We start from the raw sequence: 20998 nt of genomic DNA, 5'->3' as shown, positions 1-20998 counted from the left end.
ACGCCGCCGACGACTTGGAGACCCCGGCCGAGCAGTAGTCGGCGGCTGTTCGGTCGGGCCTATCGCTTAGACCCCACCCTAAAGGACGGGGCTTCCGCTTACTATACGTCAGTCGTCGCCCGGCGGCTCGAGATAACTACCGAGTGCGTCGACGACGGTTTGGACGAACGACTCCTTGAGTCGCCCCTGCCGGCGAACGATCGCGGCGTGCTTGGGCGAGGCGTAGCTTTGCCGAGGCATTCCGCCTTCGACCCAATCGGCGTCAGCAAGAGGGATCCCCTCATCGTGGGGCGTCGTCGCCAGCGTGATCGTCATATACTCTTCGTCACCGAACGGGTGGCTACCGTTGTTGAGGATCAGCCACGGCCGCGGGTTTTCACCCGTTTTGAACGGATCGGGTCCCCAAACGACATCAGGCGTTTCGAACTTCGAGCGAGTTTCTCATCGATACTCCGAGATCGTTCGATACGGTACGTAGTATCCGATCTCGTCGATCCACGTCGATAGCCACTCGTCAGCAGTCACTTCATCGATCTTCCCAGCGTCGATCGCAGCCAACAGAACTCCGACGGACCCGACAACAGTCACGCCCTGATCTTTCGCAAACGACCGGGCATCCCCGTCGTCGGTCAGTAGGCGGCCGTCCGCTGCGTCCGCCAAGGCGAATGCTTGGGCCTCGCCAGGATCGAGATGCCCACCAACAACGGCCTCTCTATTTGCGACGGTATCCGAAATCGTCGCGACAGGAATCTCGTCGTCGAGTGTATCGAGTGCTGACTGAAGATACGGATGGTCGTCGACGCCGTGTTCGAGTTCCTCGCGAACGACTGGAACCGTACAAATTTCAGAGAGACCTACAACCACCCACAGCTGGTCGATATACCCGAAATTCGAGAGGACAGTCGTATTCAGGACGCTCGGATTTGCTGGAATCCCGTCATCTATCATTTCGCAGGTGACTCCACGTCGTCCGAGTCCTCATCATCGAATTCGAGTTCGGTTGCTGCCTCTACCTCGGAGGCTGCGTCGTCTTCGTCAACGAGCCCGAGACGGAGCTCGACGCCGTGCTCACGGAGGATATCACGCATCGTCCAGCGGTCGACATCGGCGAGTCTCGCAGCATCACCGAGTGTGATCCGCTCGCGTTCGTAGAGGGCGACCGCAGCTGCAATACGTTCGTTCTCGTTGTCCTCGAAGTATTCACGCACGAACTCGCGCAACGCATCGCTCTTGCCGCCAAACACACCAGCCTCGACAGCCCCCTCAATGAGGAGGTCAAGATCATCTGGATAGGACCCGGTGATTCGTGCCATTGTTCTATCTCAAACTACGCCTTCATACTATTTATGAACTGTCCTGGAATGCTATATGCATTGAGACAGTTGGTCTCAACTCCTGGAGATCGTCACCGTACATCCGACGGGGACCCGACGACAAGGATCCACCTTATACGCCGTCAGCATCCGTACCGACGTGTGGACACCTTCACGACGCTTTCCGCCGAGCGCCCCGATCCGGCGTCGCTCCCGGAGTGGTGTGACGTCGACGTGCGGTCGATCCCGGCGGTTCCCGAGCGGTGCATCGAGGCCTTCAGCGACCCCGGGGACGCCGTGATCGACCCCTTCGCGGGCTTCGGCACCACGATCGCCGCTGCCGACCGACTCGACAGGGACGCCTACGGCATCGAACGCGATCCACGACGCGTGGCGTACGTCCGGGAACGCGTCGCGCATCCCCGGCGCGTCGTGGTCGGGGACGCCCGCGATGGCCGGTCGGCGTTTATAAGCGATGGCGAGACCGGTAACGGTGCCGAGGCCGATGGCGCTCCCGAGGCCGATGCCGAGACCGATGACGGGACCGAAACCGGCGACGACGATCCCGTCGATCCGCCGGCGTTCGACCTCTGTTGTACCGCGCCGCCGTTTATGCTCGACTGGATGGATACCGACCCCTTCGCGGGCTATGAATCCGACGGGACCTACGACGCCTACCTCGATGACGCCACCGCGGCCTTCGAGGCGATCGCCGATCTGCTCGCCCCCGACGCCGTCGCGGCGGTCGAGGTCTCGAACGTCCGGTTCGGCCCCGGGGTGAGCACCCTCGCGTGGGACCTCGCGGACGCGATCGGCGATGCGGAGGGGCTTCGGTTCCGCACCGAGGTCGTGGTCGGGATCGAGGCCGACGTCGATGGCGATGCTGAACCCCGAGAAGCCGAGGTGGCCGACGACGATGGTCCACCGTGGAGCCCCGAAACCGGGCGCTACGGTTACGGCTACGACCACTGTTACTGTCTCGTCTTCGATCGCGAAACGTGAACGGGATCGGGAGAACGTCCGCTCGAGCGGGTTTATAAACGTCGTCGAACGGCTCAGTCGTCGGCCGGCGAGGCGGCCGCGCCGTCGCCGGCTCCGAGGTCGGTCGCGATCGGCTCGATCCGGTCATCGGGAAGGGTGCCGTCCTCGCGGAGCCCGCGCGCCTCGTAGTACTCCTGAATGGCTGCCTCCAGGTCCGGGATCTCGTAGGGGAGGGCGTCGGCGTCAGCGTCGATCCCGCGCCGGTTATTGAAGTGGCGCTCGCGCTCGATCGTCCGCGCGCCGACCGCGAGCAGCTCCTCGTAGTCGGTCTCCAGCAGCGCGGCGAGGCGCTCGTCGGTGATGTGGCCGCTGGCGAAGGCGCAGACGATCGCCGAGTCCCGGATCGCGTTGCGGTTCTCGTGCTCGACGAGGAGGTCGGCCTTCCCGAGAGTCCCCTCGGGGTCGATCTCGCCGGCGTACTCGGGTGAGAGCAGCCCGCCGTACATGTGGTCGGCCCCACGGTTCGCGACCGCGTACGAGAGGCCCTGTCCGTGCAGCACGCGGCCGTCGTGGGCGGCGAACTCCATCCCCTTGACGGTGTAGTCGTCGACGCCGAGCTGATCGTGCACGCGGTGTACGCCCTCGGCGAGGTCGTCGCCGATCCCCTCGCGGCGGGCGATCTTCTCGACCGTCTCGCGGGCCAGCTCGGCGTTTCCGAACTCGTCCTCGCTGGCGAGATAGGCCGCAACGGTGACCCCCGCGGAGATCGTGTCAAGCCCGTACCGGTCACACAGGTCGTTCGCCTTCATCACGTCGACGATGTCGCCGACACCCTGGTTCGACCCGAACGCGTAGACCGTCTCGAACTCCGGCCCCTCCGTCTCGAAGCCGGTCTCCTCGTCGCGGGTCGGCAGCTTGCAGGCGTAGGCACACCGCGAGCACGCGCCCTTCTTGTACTTCTTCTCCTCGACGGCGTTCCCGCCGATGTCGGCGGCCGATTCGAACTCGTACTCGGAGAAATATCGCGTGGGTAACGAGAAGTTCTCGTTGATGAACTCCGTGTTGCCGGTGGTCCCCTGCCGACGCATCAGGTCGTCCGAGGTGGCCGCCTCCCGGTGGATCTCCATCTCCGGCGGGTCGGGGATCTCGATCTCGGGCGCCGAGTCGCCCTCGAAGGTGACCGCCTTGAGGTTCTTCGACCCCAGCACCGCGCCGAGCCCGCCGCGGCCGAACGCCCGGGAGTCGAAGGTCATCACGGACGCGAATCGGACTCGGTTCTCGCCGGCGGGGCCGATCGCGATGCAGTTCTCCGGGCCGAGGTCCCGGGTTTCGGCGACGTGATCGGAGACCTCGGGCACCGTGGCGCCGATGAGCTCCGGGACCGGCTCGAACTCGACCTCCTCGTCGGTGACGTGGGCGATCAGGAGCTCGTCGCTCGCCCCGGTCACCTCCAGCGTCGAGATGCCCGTCGCGGCGAACTCCCGGGAGAGGAAGCCGCCGGCGTTCGTCGAGACCAGCCCGTCGGTCAACGGCGAGAGGCCGGTCATCGAGAGTCGCCCGGTGAAGGAGGTGCTCGACAGCTGCAGCGGGCCGGTCGCGAGGTACGCACGGTTCTCCGGCCCGAACGGGTCGGCGTCGAACGGGATGCGGTCGTGTGCGAGCGCGGTCGCGACGCCGCGGCCGCCGATGAACGACTCGAGGACGTCGTCGATCGGCGTTCTGGTCGCCGATCGGTCGGTGAGATCGATGGTGAGCAGTGGGCCCTCCGCGTGAAGCATACATATAGCCTCGAGGTAGATCCCCAAATAGCCTTGCCTCGCGGAGCGAACGTCGGCCTCGCTATCGACGTTCGGCCTGCGCCGCAGCCACCAACTGATCCACCATCCCGGAATCGACGTGGCGGTGTGCGTAGGTGCCGACGGTCCGATACGCGGTCAGCCCGTCGTGGTCGCCGTCGATCCCGTCGCCGCGGCGGACGTCGAAGGCGAACCTGGCATCGACGGCGGGATCGATCGTGTGCTCGGAGTAGTGAAACTCGTGGCCGCGATGCGTCCGGCCGTCGGTCGCCGCGGGCGTTCCCCGGACGGCCCGAAGCTCGACGTGGTCGAGCGCCTGATACCGGTCGTGCATTCGGACGTCGCCGGGCAACACGCCGGCCATCGGGTACGTCTCCCCGTCGGCGGTCGTCAGCGACTCCGAGAGGGCCATCAATCCGCCACACTCTCCGAGGACTGGAAGCCCGTCCGCGGCCCAATCGGCGATCGTCGACAGCGCCGGCGAGTCCGATAGCGCCTCGGCGTGCAACTCCGGATAGCCGCCGGGCAGATAGACGGCGTCGCAGTCGGGCAGGTCGTCCCCGGCGACCGGCGCGAACGGTTCGACCGTCGCGAGCGCCGCGAGTCGCTCGCGAACCGCCGGATAGAGGAACCGGAACGCGGCGTCCTCGGCGACCGCGATCGTGGGCTCGTCGCCCTCGGTACCGGTCGCCGCTGCCGACGCGCCCGGACGCTCCGGATCGGTGGCGGAACGCGTTCCGGAACCGGACTGCGTCTCGAGATCGGAGGCGGACCCCGCCGATCGACGGGCGACCGACAGGAGGCGATCCACGTCGAGCGCCGACGCGGCGGTCGTGAGAACGTCCGGATCGATCGGAGCCTCGTCACCCATTCGCAGGCCGAGATGCCGGTCGGGGATCTCGAGGTCCTCCGTCGGCGGGATCCGACCGAGGTAGGTGATCCCGTCCGGCAGCGACTCCCGAATCCCGTCCGCGTGCCGGCCCCCGTGAGCGCGTTGGGCGATGACGCCGGCGACGTCGAGGGACGGGGGATCACCGTCGAACGCGGTTCGAACGTCCTCCGGAAGCGGACTGTGCGCGGCATACTCACGGAACCCGAGCGCGGTCGCGCCGACGCTTTGCATTCCGGCGCTTGCGTCGACGACGAGGACGACCGGGAGATCGAGGGCGGCGGCGGTGGCCGCAGTCGAGGTGACGCTGCCGTCGTACAGCCCCATCATCCCCTCTATCACGGCGACGTCCCCGTCGGTACGCGCGATCGAACGACGGACGCCGTCGACGCCCTGCATCCAGGTGTCCAGGGTTCGTGAGGGGGCCCCGGTCACCGCGGCGTGGTGGCTCGGATCGATGAAGTCGGGGCCGGCCTTTGCCGGAACGGGGTCGTAGCCGGCGTCGTCGAGGGCCTGGAGGACCGCAAGCGTCGCGACCGTCTTGCCGACGCCGGAGGCGGTGCCGCCGATGACGATCCCGGCGTCGGGTGCGGTCGTCGGACGAGTATCAACCATAGGAAATCGTTCGCGAGGAACGGGTTCATCCTTCCGGTGGCCACCGATCCCTCCCCACCGGGCGTCTCGCTGGACGTCTCGCCGATCGTCGCGCGAGGAGCGTGGGCGGGGTGGATCGACCTGAGACCCGCCGATCGACCATCGGTCTGCCGGTGAGAACACGGGAATCGAGTGAACGGAGAAATACATTTAGAAACCGTTATGAAGAATCTAAGAGCATCACAGGCGTTTCTAAAACGTTAGGGTGACCTGTTGAAAGGTCGTAAAACGTCGCGAGTCGGCGTTAATCGACGTGAATCTGCGCTAACGCTCGTCCTATTATATACTCCTGTGGACCAGTGATGAAATTGAGGCAGGTGACACAGATGTCGAACCACTCCCTCCGACCCAACACGACGCTTCCCACGCGGCTCCGCCGGAGCACCGGCCGACGGCTCCGAGCGGTGGCCTTCTGGGCAGCGGTGTTGCTCCCGCTGACGTACCTCCCGGTCCTGCACGGGATCGTCATCGACGCGAGCGCGGAGCTGTTCCTGCTCCTGCTGGCGTCGAACGTCGTGGCCGCATACGTCGGTCACGACTACAGTCCCCGCACTGACCACGAACACCGCACCGACGAACACGGATCGTCCCACGACGAACACGGAGCGCCCCCGCGTGACGGCCGCGAATCACCCGCCAGGAACGCACACAACCTATGAGCACCAACACCACCAGCACGGACGGATCGTACGGCTCCCCGAAGGCACGGCGACTCGCGGAGTTCCTCCGCGAAGAGGCGAAAAACGGCGAAGTGTACATCAAGGGGAAGTTCATCGCCGACGACGTCGACCTCTCGCCGAAGGAGATCGGTGCGCTGATGCTCCAGCTCCAGGGCTCGCTCCCCGACCTCGAGATCGAGAAGTGGTCCTACACCGGTGCGACCACCTGGCGCGTCCAGTCGCAGTAGCGACCGGGGACCCCGTCGATCGTCACCGCATCACGGTTCGATTTTCGATCGCCGCAACCAACGCACATTTACGCCTGCTCGTCCGAGAACCGGTGAATGAGCGCGGACCCGAGCACGGCCGAAGAGATCATGGCCGGCGTCCATCACGCCCTGCGTGAATACGGGTACGCGGACCTCACGATGCAGGACATCGCCGACGCCTGCTCGAAGAGCAAGTCGCTGTTACACTACCACTACGACACGAAGGAGGATCTGCTCGTGGCGTTTCTCGACCACCTCATCACGACGTTCGAACGGTGTGTCGAGACCGGACGGGACCGTCCTGCGACCGAGCGGCTCGTCGAGTTCATCGCCTGGTTCGGCTTCGATCCCGACGAAACCGACCGGGAACATTTCCACATCGCGCTGTTGGAGTTGCGGTCACAGGGACCGTTCAACGACCGGATCCGCTCCCGGCTCCAGCGAAGCGACCGGGTCTTTCGGGACACGGTTGCGGAGATCCTCGAGCAGGGCATCGAGGAGGGCGTCTTCGAACCGGTCGACGTCACCGAGACGGCCGCGCTGCTCGTTGCGACGCTCGACGGCGCGCGGACGAGACAGATCACGCTCGGAGAACTCGACGTCGACGGCGACACCTACACCCGAACGGTGGCACGAACCCTCATCGACAGGGTTGTCGACCCGATCCTCGTCGACGGGGTGGAGCTCCCTGACGTCTCGGCCGTCGAGATACTGCTCCCCCGCGACGAGCCGGTCACGGTTCCGTCGGCCGACGACCCACCCGCGACCGGCGACGACCGGTGACGATCGTCACCGGTCGTCGTCGATAGCCGTCGATCGACGCCCCGCATTCGTCGGCGTCGATCCGGACCACGTCACTCGATGTATAACGAGTAGACGATCACGCCGAACCCGAACGCGGTCAGGACGCTGTTTATCGCGATCCCGATCGCGAAGTCGAGATTGAGTATCTGGTGAGAGATCCCGCCGAGCATCGCGCCGACCGTCACGACCCCGAAGCCGATCGACAGGGCACGTAACGAGGGATCCCCGGTGCGGCGGTACGCGCGCCCCGCGTAGTACGTGATGCTGCCACCGAGCAGTAGGATGGCGGTCTTCGCGGCGATGATGAGCAGGTTGATGTACACGTCAGTAGCCATTGGTTGGTCCTCCGTGTGCGGGTGTCGTGGGTCGATTCATGTTTCCTCTCTGACCTGTGACCAGAGGGCGGCGAGCCGTTCGTCCGTCGCCCGCTCGGGTCGCGAGAACTCGATCGACAGCGTGTTGTCCTCGTCCAGTTCGACGGTGACCGAATCGAAGGCGACGTCGTACCGCGTCGTATGCTGGCCGTCACGGCGGATCTCCGTCGACTCCTGCAACAGGTCGGCCTCGGTCAGTCGTTCCAGCTTCCGATAGGTGGTCGACAGCGGGATGTCACACTCCTCGGAGAGCTCGCTTGCGGTCTTCGGCGCGTCGAGCGCGGCGATGATGTCGACGGCGTCGTCGTCGCTCAACGCCGACAGCACCGCCTGCGGGTCGGGCGGTTCCTCTCGCCGTGACGGGTCCCGCACCATACTCGGGCCTACCGCTCGGATCGGATAAAGGCACCCGATCCGTCGTGTGGAACCCGTCCTGGAGACGACGCCGTGGAACCCGCCCTGAAGACTATGCCGTGAGGCTCACCCTGGAGACGGCACCATCACTCGACGGTCAAGACCCTCGATCCCTACTCCGTCCCGGATCCGGACAGCCGAGCGTACACCGGCCAGGAGGAGTCTCCGTCCGGCGGGCTCGTCTTCTCGCCGTCGATGACGACGCGGGCGTTTCCGTCGTCGCCGCTTCCGTCGGCATCGCGACGCACCTCGCCGACGACCGCGGCCGGAGTCCCCCGATCCTGAAGCGCCGCCACGACCTCGTCGGCGACCGATGGGGAAACCGCAGCGAGGAGGGTGCCGGCGGTCGTGGCCCGCCAGGGGTCCATCCCGAGCGCGGCGCAGGTCTCCTCGACGCCGGGTTGCCACGGGACGTGATCGGCGTCGACGCGAAGCCGAACGTCGCCGGCGCTCGCCAGTTCGTGGAACGCACCCAGCAGGCCGCCCTCGGTCGCGTCGTGCATCGCGTGGACGCCCTCGTGATCAGCGATCGCGATCGCGTCCTCGACGAGGCGAACGTCGTCGAGGCGCCGCTGGGCAGTCGCAACCGTTTCGGCCGACAGGCCATCGAGCGCTTCGGGATACAGCGAGGCGAACAGGCCGGTCGCCTCGACGGCCGGGCCCTTGGTCACGACGATCCGGTCGCCGGGGCGCGCGCCGTCCGGACGCACGATCCGGTCGGGATCGCCGCGGCCGATCGCCGTCGCGGCCCCGACCCAGGGGAACGTGCTGCCCGGATACCGCGCGGTGTGGCCGGTCGTCACCGCGATCCCGAGATCGGTACACTCCTCGTGGATCGCGGTCCAGACTCCGTCGAACGCCTCGTCGGTCATTTCCCCGGGCAGCGAGAAGGCGATCGACAGATGGCTCGGGGCGATCCCCGAGACCGCGACGTCCGAGAGAACGATATGGAGCGCGAACCGACCCGCGCGCTCGAACCCGAGATCCGGCAGGATCGAGATCGGGTCCGTCGCGAGCACAGTCGCGGTTTCCTCCTCGGAACCCCGGATCACCCCGAAGTCGCAGCCGTGTTTCGGTCCGAGCCGGACGTCCTCGCGGTCGGCCCCGAGCTGGGGCGCAATGCGGCGCCGGAAGAACGCCTCGGAGATCTTCCCGTCAGTCGGCATTCCGGCCACCTCGCGCGCCGACGCGTTGCATACGGGATCGTTGCCAGGAACTATTTATAAACACGGCGAGACGTGTCGGTATGCTCCGCGAGGCGATCGCGACACCCGGCCGCGGCCCCGACGTCGTGGCGACGGTGCTCGCCGGAACGGCCCTCCTCGTCCTCGGTCGGATCGCTGCCCTGGCCTGGTTCGTCGGCGTCGCCGTCGATCCCCGTGTCGTGGCCCTCCTCCCGATCGCCGGCGCACCGCTGTTCATCCTGCGCGGCTACGACGTCGCCGTCGTCCGGGCCGGGATCGAGGGCGATCCCGGCGCACCCGCGTTTCGAAACCTTTCGTCGCTGTACGTCGACGGCGTCAAGTCGGTCGTGCTGTCGATCGGCTATGCACTTCCCGTCGTGCTCGTTCCCGTGATCGGGGTCGCGGCAATGACCGTTCAGTCCGCCCGCGAGTCGGGCGTCCCGGTTGGTGAAGCGCTCGTGTGGTCACGATTCGCTGGCTCCGGCGTGTTCGGGAGCGGGGTGGACGTCGCCCCGATCGGAATCGTGTCGGGACTGATGGAGGGGATGCGGTCCCTCGCCGTCGCGATCGTGACCCTCGTTCCCGATCCGGGGAGCGCATCGGCCATCACGATCGCGATCGGCGTCGTGACGATCGCCACGACGTGCAGCGCGGCTGCGGGCGCCATCTACGTCCAGCCCGCGGGGCTCGCCTGCTTCGCCGCGACCGGCCGACTGCGTGACGGGCTCCGCCCCCGCCGCGTCCTCCGCGTCGCCGGCTCCGGGGAGTACGTCGTCGGCTGGCTCCTGGAGGCGGTCGTCGGCATCGTCGGCACGGCGGCGGCGCTGGCGCTGTCGCCGTTCCTCGTCGGGATCGCCGGCCTGTTCGTGGTTCGGGTGGTGACCCGGTCGCTGTACGGTCGCGGTTCCGCCCCTGTGCTCCGGCCCGATGCCGGCGGCGGCAGCGGTGGCACCAGCGGCAGCGGTGGCACCGGCGGCGGTGACGGCGGCGTCGACAACGGCGATGGCGGTGATGATCACGATGGTGGCAGTGACGATGGTGGCAGTGACGCTGATCGCAACGACGACGACGGACCTCCAGCGGACGACCGCGTCGCGATCGAATCCGATGATCGGGCGGAGCTCCCGGTCGGTCGCGAGACGGACCCGGCGATCCAGGTCGGACGCCGCGTCGGTCCCGTCGATGCTAGTGAGTCGGCCGATGAGTCGAGCGGTGAGTCGGCCGATGAGTCGAGCGGTGAGTCGGCCGATGGGTCGAGCGGTGAGTCGGCTGACGAGTCGGCCGACGGATTCGTCTGGGGCGCTGGCGGGACGGCGGGTCGAGAAGACAAGCGTTGATACCTCGGCGGGCGAACCGTCGGTATGCGAATCACGGAGCGCGGCCACGGGGAGGAGGGACGCGAGCGGATCGCCCTCGTCCCGGAGACCGTCGACGACCTCTGGCACCTCTCACACGTCCTCGAACCGGGCGACCGCGTCGAGGGGGACACGACGCGGCGGATCCAGCGAAACGACGACCGAATGCGGGACACCGGCGGGGAGCGGGAGCACCTGTTCGTCACGCTCGCGGTCGAGACCGTGGAGTTCGCCCGGTTCGCCAACCGGCTGCGGGTCGGGGGCGAGATCGTCGGGTGCTCGCGGGAGGACCAGCTCGGGCAACACCACACGATCAACGTCGAGGAACACGACGAGATAACCGTCGAGAAGCGCTTCAAACCGGACCAGCTCGACCGTATCGAGGAGGCGACGGAGGCCGCGGAGAACCCCGACGTCGCGATCGCGACCGTCGAGGAGGGGGCGGCGTTCATCCACACGGTCGAACAGTACGGCACCGAGGAGTACGCCTCCTTCACGCGGCCGACCGGGAAGGGCGAGTACGCCCGCCCGCGAACCGAACTCTTCGAGGAACTCGGGTCCGCGCTCGTCCACCTCGACGCCGACGCGGTCATCCTCGCGGGCCCGGGGTTCACGAAGCGGGACGCACGCGAGTACGTCGCCGAGGAGTTCCCCGAACTGGACGCGTCGATCCGCGTCGTCGACACCGCGAGCGTGGGCGACCGCGGCGTTCACGAGGTCCTCAAGCGGGGCGCCGTCGAGGAGGTCCAGACCGAGACCCGGATCGCGAGGGAGGCGGAACTCATCGACGAGCTGACCGAACGGATCGCCGAGGGCGCGAAGGCCACCTACGGCCCGGAGGACGTCGCCGAGGCCGCGGAGTTCGGCGCGGTGGAGACGCTGTTGGTCGTCGACGACCGCCTCCGGACCGAGCGCCAGGACGACGGCGACTGGGAGATCGACGTCAACGGCGTGATCGAATCGGTCGAACAGCAGGGCGGCGAGGTCGTCGTCTTCTCGAGTGAGTTTGCCCCTGGCGAACAGCTCCACAATCTCGGCGGGATCGCGGCGATCCTTCGGTATCGGCTGGAGTGATCGCCGGACGTGAGGGGGTCCCCGCCTACCGCCCCGTCAGCGCCTCGCTACCGGGCGACAGGGAGATCGTCTCTCCAAGCCCCTGCTCGACGGCGCGTTCGTACAGGAGGTTGGCGGCCGCGACGGTCTCGATCCCGGTGCCGCCGGAGTCGAAGACGGTCACCGCCTCCGGGTCCGTGCGACCCGGCGCCGATCCGACGATGATCTCGCCGAGTTCGGCGTGGACGTGTGCCTCCGGGTCCGCCTCGTTGATCAGCCCCGCGTCGATCGCCGCGAGGAACGACCCGGCGTCCTGCAGCACACGGTCGCGGAGATCGGGAACGTAGGTGGCTCGAGCGACCGTCTCCGGCGGCAGTTCGTTCTTGCCGGGCGTGTACTGTCCCATCGCCGTGATGTGGGTCCCTGGCTCGACGTCGGCGTCGTCGATCACCGGGTCCGAGGCGTTCGTCGCCGTGATCACGACGTCGGCGTCCGCGAGCGCCGCGGCGGATGAGTCCACCGCCTCCACGGGGAACGACAGCGTCTCGGTCAGCTCCGTGGCGAACGTCTCCCGGCTTTCGGGGGTCGGCGAGTACACCCGGCCGGCCTCGAAGTCCCGAACCGTTGCGGTCGCCCGGAGCTGGCCACGGGCCTGTGCGCCGGCACCGATGACGGCGACCTCGGCGGCATCGTCGCGCGCGAGCGCGTCGACGCCGACCGCGCCGGCCGCGCCGGTCTTAAAGGGGTTCATCGACGCGCCGTCGATGAGCGCGAGCGGCTCGCCCGAGTCGGCGTCGAACAGCGGCGTCATAAACCAGACGTCCTGCTCGCCGAAGCCGGCCGCGTACATGTACCCACCCATCGCGCCGGTTTCGGGGAGGATCGCGGCGTAGGTGGTCAACATCCCCGCCGGATCCCGGTTCACGAGTTTCGTCCGCGGCTCGGCGGGTGCACCCTCGCCGACCTGCCGGTAGCCGTCACGGACGGCGTCGACGTACTCGGCCGGCTCCGCGAGCCCCGCGACCTCGTCGCTGGTGAGAAACAGTGTCTCTGTCACACTCGTCGTTCGGCGGCGAGCGATAAAACGGTTATCGAGAGCCGAGAGCTGATACCGGAGACCGAGACCGAGCGATCGTGGACGACCTCAATCCGCGTTCTGTGCGGACATCCCGGAGTTCCCTGAGGGCGTCCGTGCGGCGTGATCGACGCCGGCGGCGCCGCGGCCGTCCGGGTCGATGGAGGGCGTCTCGGGGACTGGACCCTTCACGAACATCGCGTGGCCCATCAACCCGATCGCGACCGTGGCGCCGGCGGGAACCGCCGACACCACGGGGAGGCCCACGAGGGTCAACGCGAAAGTGATCCCGATGAGCGTCGCGGGGATGAGGCCGAGGATGTAGTCGTAGTATCCAGACATAATACATCAGATGGTACGTGAAATGAGTATATAATTGTTTCCCGTGACACCCATATCACAGTTGTGTTGTATTTTTATATTATTCTTATAACTTATGAGATCGCCGCGACGGACGGCGACCGCGATCGACGACCACGGCCGTGGATCGGTGCGATAAACAGTCCTCGCCACGGAGCTACCGGGCGTGAACCGCAACGATCGATCCATCACCGCCGTCGTGATGCTGGGACACGGGATGGTCCACACCTACGAGCTCGCGATCCCGATCTTCGTCACGATCTGGCTGACGGAGTTCTCGGTCATCGACCTCGGCGTGGTGACCCTCGAGGTGACGACCGCGACCCTCGGCGTCGTGGTGACGGTCGGCTACGGCCTGTTCGGGCTCGGCGCACTTCCGGGTGGAATCCTGGTCGATCGCATCGGATCCCGGCGGCTCATCACGTGGTGTCTGGTCGGGATGGGCGTCTCCTTCGGCCTGCTCGCGCTCGCTCCGAGCGTGGTGGTGATCACGCTGGCGCTCGTCGTGTGGGGACTCGCCGCCTCGGTGTATCACCCCGCCGGCCTCTCGCTCATCTCGAAGGGGATCGAGGAGCGCGGCACCGGCTTCGCGTATCACGGCATCGCCGGCAACCTCGGCATCGGCCTCGGGCCCCTCATCGCGGCCACGCTGCTTTTGGTCCTTGGCTGGCGCGTCGTCGCGGGGGTCCTCGCGATCCCGGCGCTGTTCGCCGCGGTGTACGCCTTCCGGGCGAACATCGATCCGGAGGCTGCCGTCGAAACGGACGGGAGCGACGGCGCGGACGACGACGCCGCGGCGACCGCCGGCGTCGAGTCGCTTGCGGCCTTCCGGTCGGAGTCACGCGCGCTGTTCGCGGGGAGCTTCGCGCTCGTCTTCCTGGTCGTGATGTGTTCGGGACTCTACTACCGTGGCTTCCTCACGTTCCTGCCGGAACTGTTGGGACGGCTCGAGGGGTTCGAGCCGATCGCGGTCGCGTCGCTGCTCCCCGAGGCCGTCCACGGTCCACTTGGGATCGACCCGAGCGACGGGAACACGCTCGCACCGAGCGACTACTTCTACTCCGGGCTGTTGCTGGTCGGCGTGATCGGCCAGTACGTCGGCGGCAAGTTGACGGACCGCCTGCCGGTGGAATACGGGATCGCCGTCGGATTCGGCGGCCTCACGGTGCTTGCGCTCGTGTTCCTTCCAGCGGCCGGGATGGGACTCGTGCCGCTTGCGATCGTCGGGGCGCTGATGGGCGTGTTCCTCTTCGTCGTCCAGCCGCTGTATCAGGCGACCGTCGCGGAGTACACGCCCGCCGGCACGCGCGGACTCTCGTACGGCTACACGTATCTCGGCGTCTTCGGCGTCGGAGCGCTCGGCGGCGCGATCGCGGGGACCATCCTCGAGTACGCCACCGAATCGGCGCTGTTCCTCGTCCTCGCTGGGTTTGCGACCGTCGCGTCGATCACCGGGATCGTTCTCGGTCGTCGAAACGCGGCGTAGCGCGACTCCCTCGGAACGCGACGACGGCGGAGCAGTCCGTCGTCGTCAGCCCTCGTAGCCCGCGTACTCCATCAGGTCGGCGAAGATGTCGGTATCCATCGCGTCGCGGTAGACGATCGCCGAGAGCATCCCGCCGGGATAGACGTTCCCGTTCATCACGTGGTCGACCTTGTGGCAGTGCATCGGGTAGATCCCGGGATCGGCGTCCGCCGTGAACTCGACGGTGTGTCGCTCCGCCGGCGCGACGTTACAGACGTCCATCTCGTGGCGGGCGGCCTCGGGGATCGTGCCGCCGTCCTTCTCGGTCCGCGTAAACCGATGGTTGTGGATGTGCAGCGGGTGGCTCATGTAGCCGGCGTTGACCCAGTGGAGCCGGACCGTGTCGCCGTGGTCGACGATCATCGGCGAACCGTCCTCGGGGTGGAACGTTCGGGGGGCGACCTTGCCGTTGACCGTGAAGACGTCCGGATTCCGGTTTCGCGGGCTGTAGGAGACGTCCTCGCCGGCCATCATTCGGTTGAGCCGGGAGTCCCAGTCTTTCACCGTCATGAAGTACTCCCGGTCGGCCGGCTCGTAGCCCGCCGGATCGACGCGGAAGACCCCGTACATCCCCATATCGATGTGCCGCTGGGTCTGGAAGTGGCAGTGGTAGAAGTGCGTGCCGGGGACGTTGGCCGGGATCTCGTAGGTGTGCGTCTCACCGGGCGCGACCGTGATCCCGGTCGTCGTCGGGACGCCGTCGTCCTTCCAGGCCTTCTGCGAGCCGTGGAAGTGGATCGTGTGGGGAAGGTGACCGTCGGTGTTGTCGAGGGTGACCTCGATGTCCTCGCCCTCCGTCGTCCGGATGATCGGCCCCGGAACGCTCGGGTCGCCGTCGTCGGCCCGGAACGCCCACACGCGGGGCAGCTCGACGGGGCCGCCCATCGAGTCGAGCGGGTGGGCGGCGTGGACCGCGGGCTGGGTCGACAGCGTCACCGAGCCGCCCTGCTCGTCGACGTCGACGACCTCGGGCGGGCTCGTCCGCGGCAGCGCCTCCTCGGAGGTCTGTGCCGGCGTCGAGTCGGTCACCGCCTTCGCGCCGCCGCCGTCCGAGGGTGCTTGACAGCCCGCCAGCAGCGTGGATCCGACCCCGCCGGTCGCAGCCAGGAATTCGCGTCGCGACACGTCCGATCCGGGGGCACCGATGCGGTCGTTCATCACGAGTGGAACGAAGAGACCATCATAAATAGGGGGAAAGCAGGTTCCCGACCCGCGAGAAGGGCGGCGAACGTATTCGACTGGATCCATATAAAGAACGGAACGTGTTCGACGTCGCCTTTATGTGCCAATGCGGAACAACCGACACGACCGTCCCCGTGACGACTCCTGTCGGCGGAACCCGATCGTCGTGACCGGTCCCGGGCCGAACGTGGAACCCACACGCGGATCGACGTCGATCTCGGGTCCGGCGAGTCGCACCGTCACCGGAGCTTGAAGTAGAGGGTCCGCCAGACGGCGAGCGCGACCGCACCGGTCACGACCATCACGACCACGAAGATCGCCTGCACGCCGCCGTGGAAAAACGGGGTCGCTCGGAGCCCGAGCCCGATCAGCGCGGCGGGCACCCACGACCGAACGACGAGCGGAACCGACGCCTTCGCTGACTCGACGGCACCCGGCGAGTACGCGCCGATCAGTGGCGCCACGAGCACCCACCCGATCAGGAAGGGTGCGTAGATCCCGAGCAGATACAGCGGGTTCTCGATCAGGAAGTCGGTCGGATTGTGCTGGTTCGCGCCGATCGTCAACACCACCACGATCGCGACGATATCGCCCACGGCCAGGGGGATCGCCGCCCGGTCCAGGCGGGTCTCGAGGAACGTTTCGACGTCCATACCCTCGATCCGGACGGGGGGCCCTTGGGTCGTGCGGATCGTCGCCGGCTGGCTCGTCGGGAGCGTGGCCGGATGAATCGTCGTCGAACGACGACGTACGCGCCCCCGCCGCAGCGGTCGCTCAGCGGTCGGCGTCACCGCGGTCCGGAACTTGCCCGACGACGGTGTAGGTGAATCCCCGGTCGAGAACGGTCGCGTCGAACCCGGTCGTCTCGAGATCGCGGCGGAGGTCGTCGGGCGCGAGGAACGTCGAGTCCATCCCGATCGCTCGTTCCCCGACCGCCAGGACGCGTCCAAGCGGGTGGGACGGATCGAACTCGCGAACCACGACGACGCCGCCGGGACGTATCGCCCGAGACAGTTCCGTGAACGCTCCGGGCACGTCGGGGAAATGGTGGAGCGCGTCGACGATCACGGCCGCGTCGACCGCGTTCGAGTGGACCGGGAGCCGCGCCGCATCGCCGCGAACGGCGCCGAATCCGCGGTCCCGAGCCCGTGTGAGCATCCCGGCGCTCGCGTCGACCACGACCGGTCCGTCGGCGTCCAGGCCGGCGGGCAGCGCTGCGGACGCGCGTCCCGAGCCGCCCCCGACGTCGATCACGCGTCGAACCGGCCCGGTCGCGACCGCGAGCGCGTCCGCGAGGACATCCGGATCGGCGCCGGGCATCAGCCGATCGTACAGCGGGGCAACGCGGTCGAAGAAGTCGACGTCGCCGGGGCCGAACATCGGCGGTTAAGAGAGGCGTTCGACCGGAGCAACGAAGACGATCTCCGTCCCGGCCGGTCCCTCCCGGCTCGTTTTGTGATTGAACCCGTTCGCCCGGTAGAACTCCCGGCTCGTCGGGTCGTCGTGTGGAACCGTCGTTCGGATCGCCTCGACCCCGTCACGGGCCAGCGAACGAGCGACGTTGCCGAGCAAGGTCGTTTCGACGTCGTCGGTCGCGTGGTCGGGATGGACCCACAGCGCGAGCAACTCGGCCTCGGATCCGTCGGCGTCCGGATGGGCGAGCGCCACGCCGATCGGCTTGCCGTCCGATTCGACGAGGAACGAACAGTCGGCCGTCGCCGCGGCCTCACGAACCCCCGCCGCGGAGACGTCGAGCATCGGTGCACCGAAATCGTCGAACACGGCTGTCTCGCCCGCTCGCGAAACCGCCGCCCGTAGTGCCTCGGCATCGCCGGGACACGCCGGTCGGACGTGCATCGTACTGATCATCACGGCCGACGACTTCGAATATCTTTCGGAGGGTCGGTCGTCCGGATCGTCCGGATCGTCCGGATGGATCCGGCTCTTCAGACGCGGTCGATCCCGATCGTGACGGCGATGCCCTCGACGTCCCACTCCTCGTGGGCGTCGGTCGCGGCGTCGGGATCGTCGAGCCACTCGGTCGCACGGGTCTCCTCGGCGATGAGGTCGCGGTGCTCGTCGACCAGGTCGGCGACGCGGTCGTCGTCGATCGTGACGCCGAGCCGGATGCTCGCGTCGACGTCGAGGTCGAGGTCCTTGCGCATCTCCTGGACGCGGCGGATGACGTCGCGGGCGTATCCCTCAGCCTCGATGTCGTCAGTGAGCGTCGTGTCGACGTAGACCGTGCCGTCCGCGAACGGGGCCGCGCTCACGCCCGCCGGCGGGGTGGCCTCGTACTCGACCATCTCCGGCTCGAGGTCGATCGGCTCGCCGTCGACGGTGACGTCACCGTTCTCGACGGCGGAGCGGGACGCGCCCTCGACGGCGGTCATCACCTCCTGCGCCTGGCCGCCGAAGGCGGGCCCGATCTCGGCCATCTCCGGCTGTGCGAGCTCCTCGAGCTCCGCGAACCGCTCGGTCACCACGAGCGACCGCGCGTTCACGCGGTCGAGGATCAGATCCTCAAGCGCCGCGACGGCGTCGGCGACGTCGTCGTCCTCGGTCTCGACGATCACGCGCGAAACCGGCCAACGGAGCTTCCGGCCGGCCTGCTGGCGCGCGGTCGCGGCGGCCTCCTCCACCTCGCGCATCACCGCGACGTCGTGTTCGAGGTCCGGATCGTGGAGCTCGTCGTCCGCCGTCGGGAACGGGAGCGCGTGGACCGTCGTCGCCTCGCCGTCGAGCGTTCGGTACATTCGCTCCGTGAGGTAGGGCGCGATCGGGGCAAGCATCCGGATCGTCTCGTCGAGGACGGTGGCGATCGTGGCGTACGCGCCGCGTTTGGAGGCCGAGTCCGCCTCCTCCCACATCCGGTCGCGCACCGCCTTGATGTAGAATCGGGAGACGTCCTGGGTGACGAACTCGATCAGCGCGTTGACGGCGTCGCTGACGCGGTACTGGTCCCACGCTTCCGCGACCTCCTGCTCGACCGACTGGAGTCGCGAGAGGACCCACTCGTCGACGAGTTCGAGCTCGCCGTCCTCGAGGGACGCCTCGGCCGGATCGTAGTCGTCGAGATCCATATACGGCAGCGGGAACCGGAACGTGTTCCAGAGGATGTTGAGTTTGCCCTGGATCTCGCCGAGCCCGTCCCACTCGAAGGAGAGGTCGATCCCCTGCTGGTCGTGGCTCAACAGATACGTCCGGAGGGGGTCGCGGCCGGCGCGCTCGATCGCCTCCTCGGGCGTGACGATGTTGCCGACCGACTTCGACATCTTGCGGCCCTCGCTGTCGTTGACGAACCCGTGCATCAACACCTGCTCGTAGGGCGTCTCGCCGAAGGCGGCCGTCGCCATCCCGAGCTGGGACCAGAACCAGCCGCGGGTCTGGTCGTGCGCCTCGACGATCAGGTCGGCGGGCCACAGCTCCTCGAAGGCCTCGGTCTCGCCGGGGTAGCCGATCGTCGCCCAGGAGGCCACCGAGGAGTCGAGCCAGACGTCGAAGACGTCCTCGACGCGCCGGTAGGTCGTCCCGTCCTCGGTGATCGTGAGATCGTCGACGGTCGGCCGGTGGAGGTCGACCTCGGTCGGGTCGATCGACTGGTCGACGCGCTCGGCAAGCTCCTCGCGCGTGCCGATCACGATCATCTCCTCGCCGAAGGACTCGGGATCGGCGTCCTCTGGCACCCAGATCGGGATCGGGATGCCCCAGTAGCGCTGCCGGGAGACGTTCCAGTCCGGCGCGTCCTCGATGAAGTCCCGGAACCGCTGGTCGCGGGCCCAACTCGGGAACCACTCCGAGTCGGTCATGTTCTCGAGGAGGTCGTCCTTGACGTCGGTGATCGAGATGAACCACTGGTCGGTGACGAGCTGGATGATCCCCGTGTCACACCGCCAGCAGTGGCCGTAACTGTGCTCGACCGTGCCGTGGGCGAGCATCCGCCCGTCCTCGATCAGGTCCGCGATGATGTCGTCGTTCGCGTCGCGGACGAACTGCCCGGCGTACTCCCCCGCGGCGCCGGTGAACTCGCCGTTCGGCTCGACCGGGCAGGCGATCTCCAGTCCGAGCTCGCGGCCGCGCTCGAAGTCGACCTCACCGTGGCCGGGCGCGGAGTGGACGAGACCGGTTCGGTCCGCCTCGACGTAGTCGGCGGCATATACCTGTCCGGCGCCCTCGAAGTCGGGATACTCGGCGAGGTGGTCCGCGAGCGGGTGGTCGTACGCCCAGCCGACGAGCTCGGCACCCGACAGCTCCGCCTCGATCTCGTAGTCGTCGTAGCGGCCCTGCGTGAGGACGTCCTCGACGCAGTCGGCGGCGACGTACAGCAGGTCCTCGGTCGCCGCCTCGCCCCCGTCGCCGTCCGTGGTCGCGCGGACCGCGTTGTAGGTGAGCTCCTCGTCGACCGCGACGAAGGTGTTCGCGGGAATCGTCCACGGCGTCGTGGTCCAGATGACGAGGCTCCCCTCACGATCGCTCAGGGGGAATTTTACGTAGATGGACGGGTCCTCGACGTCCTCGTACTCGACCTCGTTGTTCGCGAGGCCGGTCTCACACCGGGGACACTGGGAGATCGACCGCTTGCCGCGCTCGACGAGGCCGCGGTCGGCGACCTCCGAGAACGCCCACCAGGCGGACTCCATATACTCCGGATCGATCGTCTTGTAGGGGTCGTCCCAGTCCATCCACGCGCCGATGGACTTGAAGTCCTCGTCCATCGCCTCGCGGTTGGACTCGGCGAACTCCATGCACTCCTCGATGAACGCCTCCATTCCGTATTCCTCGATCTCGGTCTTGGAGTCGAACCCGAGCTTCTCCTCGACTTTCACCTCGATCGGGAGCCCGTGCATGTCGTACCCCGGCCGGTCGGTCACCCGATGGCCGGTCATCCGCTTGTAGCGGATGATCGCGTCCTTCAGCGTCTTGTTCCAGGCGGTTCCGAGATGCATCTGCCCCGAGGTGTACGGCGGGCCGTCGACGAAGAAGAACGGCGGGTCGTCGGCGTGGGCCTCCGTTGCCGCCTCGTAGGCGTCGGCGTCGTCCCAGTACGACTCGACCGTGGACTCGACGTCCGCGGGAGTATACTGGTCGTCGATCTGCTCCATATCCGAGCG

General features: G+C 67.4%; 22 protein-coding genes. 7 read left to right on the top strand and 15 right to left on the bottom strand.

Annotated elements, in window-relative coordinates; genetic code table 11:
• Positions 1-108: 108 nt before the first annotated feature.
• The 3 genes from OQF70_RS12180 to OQF70_RS12170 form a co-directional block, all read right to left on the bottom strand.
• Entirely contained in the window at positions 109-315 is a 207-nt protein-coding gene (locus OQF70_RS12180) for a hypothetical protein (RefSeq protein WP_280537889.1), read from the bottom strand.
• A 126-nt stretch (positions 316-441) separates the two neighbouring features.
• Positions 442-948 carry a twitching motility protein PilT gene (locus OQF70_RS12175; protein WP_280537887.1) on the bottom strand — a complete coding sequence of 169 codons (507 nt, stop codon included), beginning with the start codon at positions 946-948 and terminating at the stop codon, positions 442-444.
• Entirely contained in the window at positions 945-1313 is a 369-nt protein-coding gene (locus OQF70_RS12170; RefSeq protein WP_280537886.1) for a UPF0175 family protein, read from the bottom strand. The genes OQF70_RS12175 and OQF70_RS12170 overlap by 4 nt, the downstream gene beginning before the upstream one ends.
• Positions 1314-1475: 162 nt before the next feature.
• Here OQF70_RS12170 and OQF70_RS12165 point away from each other — a divergent pair, with 162 nt between their 5' ends.
• Positions 1476-2315, top strand: a complete 840-nt coding sequence (locus OQF70_RS12165) for a DNA methyltransferase (RefSeq protein WP_280537885.1) — start codon at positions 1476-1478, stop codon at positions 2313-2315.
• 53 nt (positions 2316-2368) lie between these two features.
• On the opposite strand, the gene OQF70_RS12160 is transcribed toward OQF70_RS12165, so the two are convergent.
• Positions 2369-4072 (bottom strand): aldehyde ferredoxin oxidoreductase C-terminal domain-containing protein, encoded by a 1704-nt coding sequence (locus OQF70_RS12160; RefSeq protein WP_280537883.1) that lies wholly within the window; start codon positions 4070-4072, stop codon positions 2369-2371.
• Positions 4073-4133: 61 nt separating this feature from the next.
• Positions 4134-5594, bottom strand: coding sequence for a cobyrinate a,c-diamide synthase (locus OQF70_RS12155; protein WP_280537880.1), 1461 nt, complete (start codon positions 5592-5594; stop codon positions 4134-4136).
• Positions 5595-5959: 365 nt separating this feature from the next.
• Between OQF70_RS12155 and OQF70_RS12150 the strand changes: the two genes are divergently transcribed.
• The 3 genes from OQF70_RS12150 to OQF70_RS12140 all read left to right on the top strand — a co-directional run bounded on the left by OQF70_RS12150 (position 5960) and on the right by OQF70_RS12140 (position 7344).
• Entirely contained in the window at positions 5960-6292 is a 333-nt protein-coding gene (locus OQF70_RS12150; RefSeq protein WP_280537879.1) for a hypothetical protein, read from the top strand.
• A complete protein-coding gene (locus tag OQF70_RS12145; RefSeq protein WP_280537877.1) occupies positions 6289-6540 on the top strand; it encodes a hypothetical protein in 252 nt (83 codons plus the stop codon). Before OQF70_RS12150 ends, OQF70_RS12145 begins: the two co-directional genes overlap by 4 nt.
• 96 nt (positions 6541-6636) lie before the next feature.
• Positions 6637-7344, top strand: a complete 708-nt coding sequence (locus tag OQF70_RS12140; RefSeq protein WP_280537875.1) for a TetR/AcrR family transcriptional regulator — start codon at positions 6637-6639, stop codon at positions 7342-7344.
• 71 nt (positions 7345-7415) lie between these two features.
• Here the strand turns inward: OQF70_RS12140 and OQF70_RS12135 are convergent, their stop codons facing one another.
• The 3 genes from OQF70_RS12135 to OQF70_RS12125 all read right to left on the bottom strand — a co-directional run bounded on the left by OQF70_RS12135 (position 7416) and on the right by OQF70_RS12125 (position 9319).
• A complete protein-coding gene (locus tag OQF70_RS12135; RefSeq protein ID WP_280537873.1) occupies positions 7416-7700 on the bottom strand; it encodes a hypothetical protein in 285 nt (94 codons plus the stop codon).
• Positions 7701-7736: 36 nt separating this feature from the next.
• The gene (locus OQF70_RS12130; RefSeq protein ID WP_280537872.1) at positions 7737-8114 is read right to left on the bottom strand and encodes a helix-turn-helix domain-containing protein; all 378 of its coding nucleotides are present in this window, start codon (positions 8112-8114) and stop codon (positions 7737-7739) included.
• 152 nt (positions 8115-8266) lie between these two features.
• Positions 8267-9319 carry an AIR synthase family protein gene (locus OQF70_RS12125; protein WP_280537871.1) on the bottom strand — a complete coding sequence of 351 codons (1053 nt, stop codon included), beginning with the start codon at positions 9317-9319 and terminating at the stop codon, positions 8267-8269.
• Positions 9320-9399: 80 nt separating this feature from the next.
• On the opposite strand from OQF70_RS12125, the gene OQF70_RS12120 reads away from it, so the two are divergent.
• Together OQF70_RS12120 and OQF70_RS12115 are read left to right on the top strand one after the other, a co-directional pair.
• A complete protein-coding gene (locus tag OQF70_RS12120; protein ID WP_280537870.1) occupies positions 9400-10674 on the top strand; it encodes a DUF4013 domain-containing protein in 1275 nt (424 codons plus the stop codon).
• A 24-nt stretch (positions 10675-10698) separates the two neighbouring features.
• Complete coding sequence (locus tag OQF70_RS12115; RefSeq protein WP_280537869.1) at positions 10699-11766, top strand: mRNA surveillance protein pelota; 1068 nt, start codon at positions 10699-10701, stop codon at positions 11764-11766.
• Positions 11767-11791: 25 nt separating this feature from the next.
• Here the strand turns inward: OQF70_RS12115 and OQF70_RS12110 are convergent, their stop codons facing one another.
• Together OQF70_RS12110 and OQF70_RS12105 are read right to left on the bottom strand one after the other, a co-directional pair.
• On the bottom strand, positions 11792-12802 hold the full coding sequence (locus tag OQF70_RS12110) for an ornithine cyclodeaminase family protein (protein ID WP_280537868.1): 1011 nt from the start codon (positions 12800-12802) through the stop codon (positions 11792-11794).
• Between the two features lie 87 nt (positions 12803-12889).
• Entirely contained in the window at positions 12890-13162 is a 273-nt protein-coding gene (locus OQF70_RS12105) for a hypothetical protein (protein ID WP_280537866.1), read from the bottom strand.
• Between the two features lie 220 nt (positions 13163-13382).
• Here OQF70_RS12105 and OQF70_RS12100 point away from each other — a divergent pair, with 220 nt between their 5' ends.
• Positions 13383-14666, top strand: a complete 1284-nt coding sequence (locus OQF70_RS12100) for an MFS transporter (RefSeq protein WP_280537892.1) — start codon at positions 13383-13385, stop codon at positions 14664-14666.
• Between the two features lie 45 nt (positions 14667-14711).
• Here the strand turns inward: OQF70_RS12100 and OQF70_RS12095 are convergent, their stop codons facing one another.
• The 5 genes from OQF70_RS12095 to ileS all read right to left on the bottom strand — a co-directional run bounded on the left by OQF70_RS12095 (position 14712) and on the right by ileS (position 20989).
• A complete protein-coding gene (locus tag OQF70_RS12095) occupies positions 14712-15863 on the bottom strand; it encodes a multicopper oxidase domain-containing protein (RefSeq protein ID WP_280537864.1) in 1152 nt (383 codons plus the stop codon).
• Between the two features lie 263 nt (positions 15864-16126).
• A complete protein-coding gene (locus OQF70_RS12090; RefSeq protein ID WP_280537862.1) occupies positions 16127-16540 on the bottom strand; it encodes a DUF3054 domain-containing protein in 414 nt (137 codons plus the stop codon).
• 121 nt (positions 16541-16661) lie between these two features.
• The gene (locus OQF70_RS12085; protein ID WP_280537861.1) at positions 16662-17267 is read right to left on the bottom strand and encodes a methyltransferase domain-containing protein; all 606 of its coding nucleotides are present in this window, start codon (positions 17265-17267) and stop codon (positions 16662-16664) included.
• A gap of 6 nt (positions 17268-17273) precedes the next feature.
• Positions 17274-17744, bottom strand: a complete 471-nt coding sequence (locus OQF70_RS12080; protein ID WP_092816459.1) for a GNAT family N-acetyltransferase — start codon at positions 17742-17744, stop codon at positions 17274-17276.
• Positions 17745-17833: 89 nt separating this feature from the next.
• Positions 17834-20989: an isoleucine--tRNA ligase gene (gene ileS / locus OQF70_RS12075; protein ID WP_280537860.1), complete on the bottom strand. Its 3156-nt coding sequence runs from the start codon at positions 20987-20989 to the stop codon at positions 17834-17836.
• Positions 20990-20998: the final 9 nt, after the last annotated feature.

The organism is Halopenitus sp. POP-27 (genome assembly GCF_029889855.1).
Taxonomy (GTDB): Archaea; Halobacteriota; Halobacteria; order Halobacteriales; family Haloferacaceae; genus Halopenitus; species Halopenitus malekzadehii.
Note: the sequence above shows the minus strand (reverse complement) of the source record. Positions and strands in the feature narration are given on the sequence as shown.

Bases quoted from the DNA above. Each gene is read 5' to 3' on its own strand.
- OQF70_RS12180 (WP_280537889.1), bottom strand. From the start codon at position 315: ATGACGATCACGCTGGCGACGACGCCCCACGATGAGGGGATCCCTCTT.
- OQF70_RS12120 (WP_280537870.1), top strand. From the start codon at position 9,400: ATGCTCCGCGAGGCGATCGCGACACCCGGCCGCGGCCCCGACGTCGTG.
- OQF70_RS12130 (WP_280537872.1), bottom strand. From the start codon at position 8,114: ATGGTGCGGGACCCGTCACGGCGAGAGGAACCGCCCGACCCGCAGGCG.
- OQF70_RS12135 (WP_280537873.1), bottom strand. From the start codon at position 7,700: ATGGCTACTGACGTGTACATCAACCTGCTCATCATCGCCGCGAAGACC.
- OQF70_RS12140 (WP_280537875.1), top strand. From the start codon at position 6,637: ATGAGCGCGGACCCGAGCACGGCCGAAGAGATCATGGCCGGCGTCCAT.
- OQF70_RS12095 (WP_280537864.1), bottom strand. From the start codon at position 15,863: ATGAACGACCGCATCGGTGCCCCCGGATCGGACGTGTCGCGACGCGAA.
- OQF70_RS12125 (WP_280537871.1), bottom strand. From the start codon at position 9,319: ATGCCGACTGACGGGAAGATCTCCGAGGCGTTCTTCCGGCGCCGCATT.
- OQF70_RS12105 (WP_280537866.1), bottom strand. From the start codon at position 13,162: ATGTCTGGATACTACGACTACATCCTCGGCCTCATCCCCGCGACGCTC.
- OQF70_RS12150 (WP_280537879.1), top strand. From the start codon at position 5,960: ATGTCGAACCACTCCCTCCGACCCAACACGACGCTTCCCACGCGGCTC.
- OQF70_RS12115 (WP_280537869.1), top strand. From the start codon at position 10,699: ATGCGAATCACGGAGCGCGGCCACGGGGAGGAGGGACGCGAGCGGATC.
- OQF70_RS12175 (WP_280537887.1), bottom strand. From the start codon at position 948: ATGATAGATGACGGGATTCCAGCAAATCCGAGCGTCCTGAATACGACT.
- OQF70_RS12170 (WP_280537886.1), bottom strand. From the start codon at position 1,313: ATGGCACGAATCACCGGGTCCTATCCAGATGATCTTGACCTCCTCATT.
- OQF70_RS12100 (WP_280537892.1), top strand. From the start codon at position 13,383: ATGCTGGGACACGGGATGGTCCACACCTACGAGCTCGCGATCCCGATC.
- OQF70_RS12090 (WP_280537862.1), bottom strand. From the start codon at position 16,540: ATGGACGTCGAAACGTTCCTCGAGACCCGCCTGGACCGGGCGGCGATC.
- OQF70_RS12155 (WP_280537880.1), bottom strand. From the start codon at position 5,594: ATGGTTGATACTCGTCCGACGACCGCACCCGACGCCGGGATCGTCATC.
- OQF70_RS12085 (WP_280537861.1), bottom strand. From the start codon at position 17,267: ATGTTCGGCCCCGGCGACGTCGACTTCTTCGACCGCGTTGCCCCGCTG.
- OQF70_RS12145 (WP_280537877.1), top strand. From the start codon at position 6,289: ATGAGCACCAACACCACCAGCACGGACGGATCGTACGGCTCCCCGAAG.
- OQF70_RS12160 (WP_280537883.1), bottom strand. From the start codon at position 4,072: ATGCTTCACGCGGAGGGCCCACTGCTCACCATCGATCTCACCGACCGA.
- OQF70_RS12080 (WP_092816459.1), bottom strand. From the start codon at position 17,744: ATGCACGTCCGACCGGCGTGTCCCGGCGATGCCGAGGCACTACGGGCG.
- ileS (WP_280537860.1), bottom strand. From the start codon at position 20,989: ATGGAGCAGATCGACGACCAGTATACTCCCGCGGACGTCGAGTCCACG.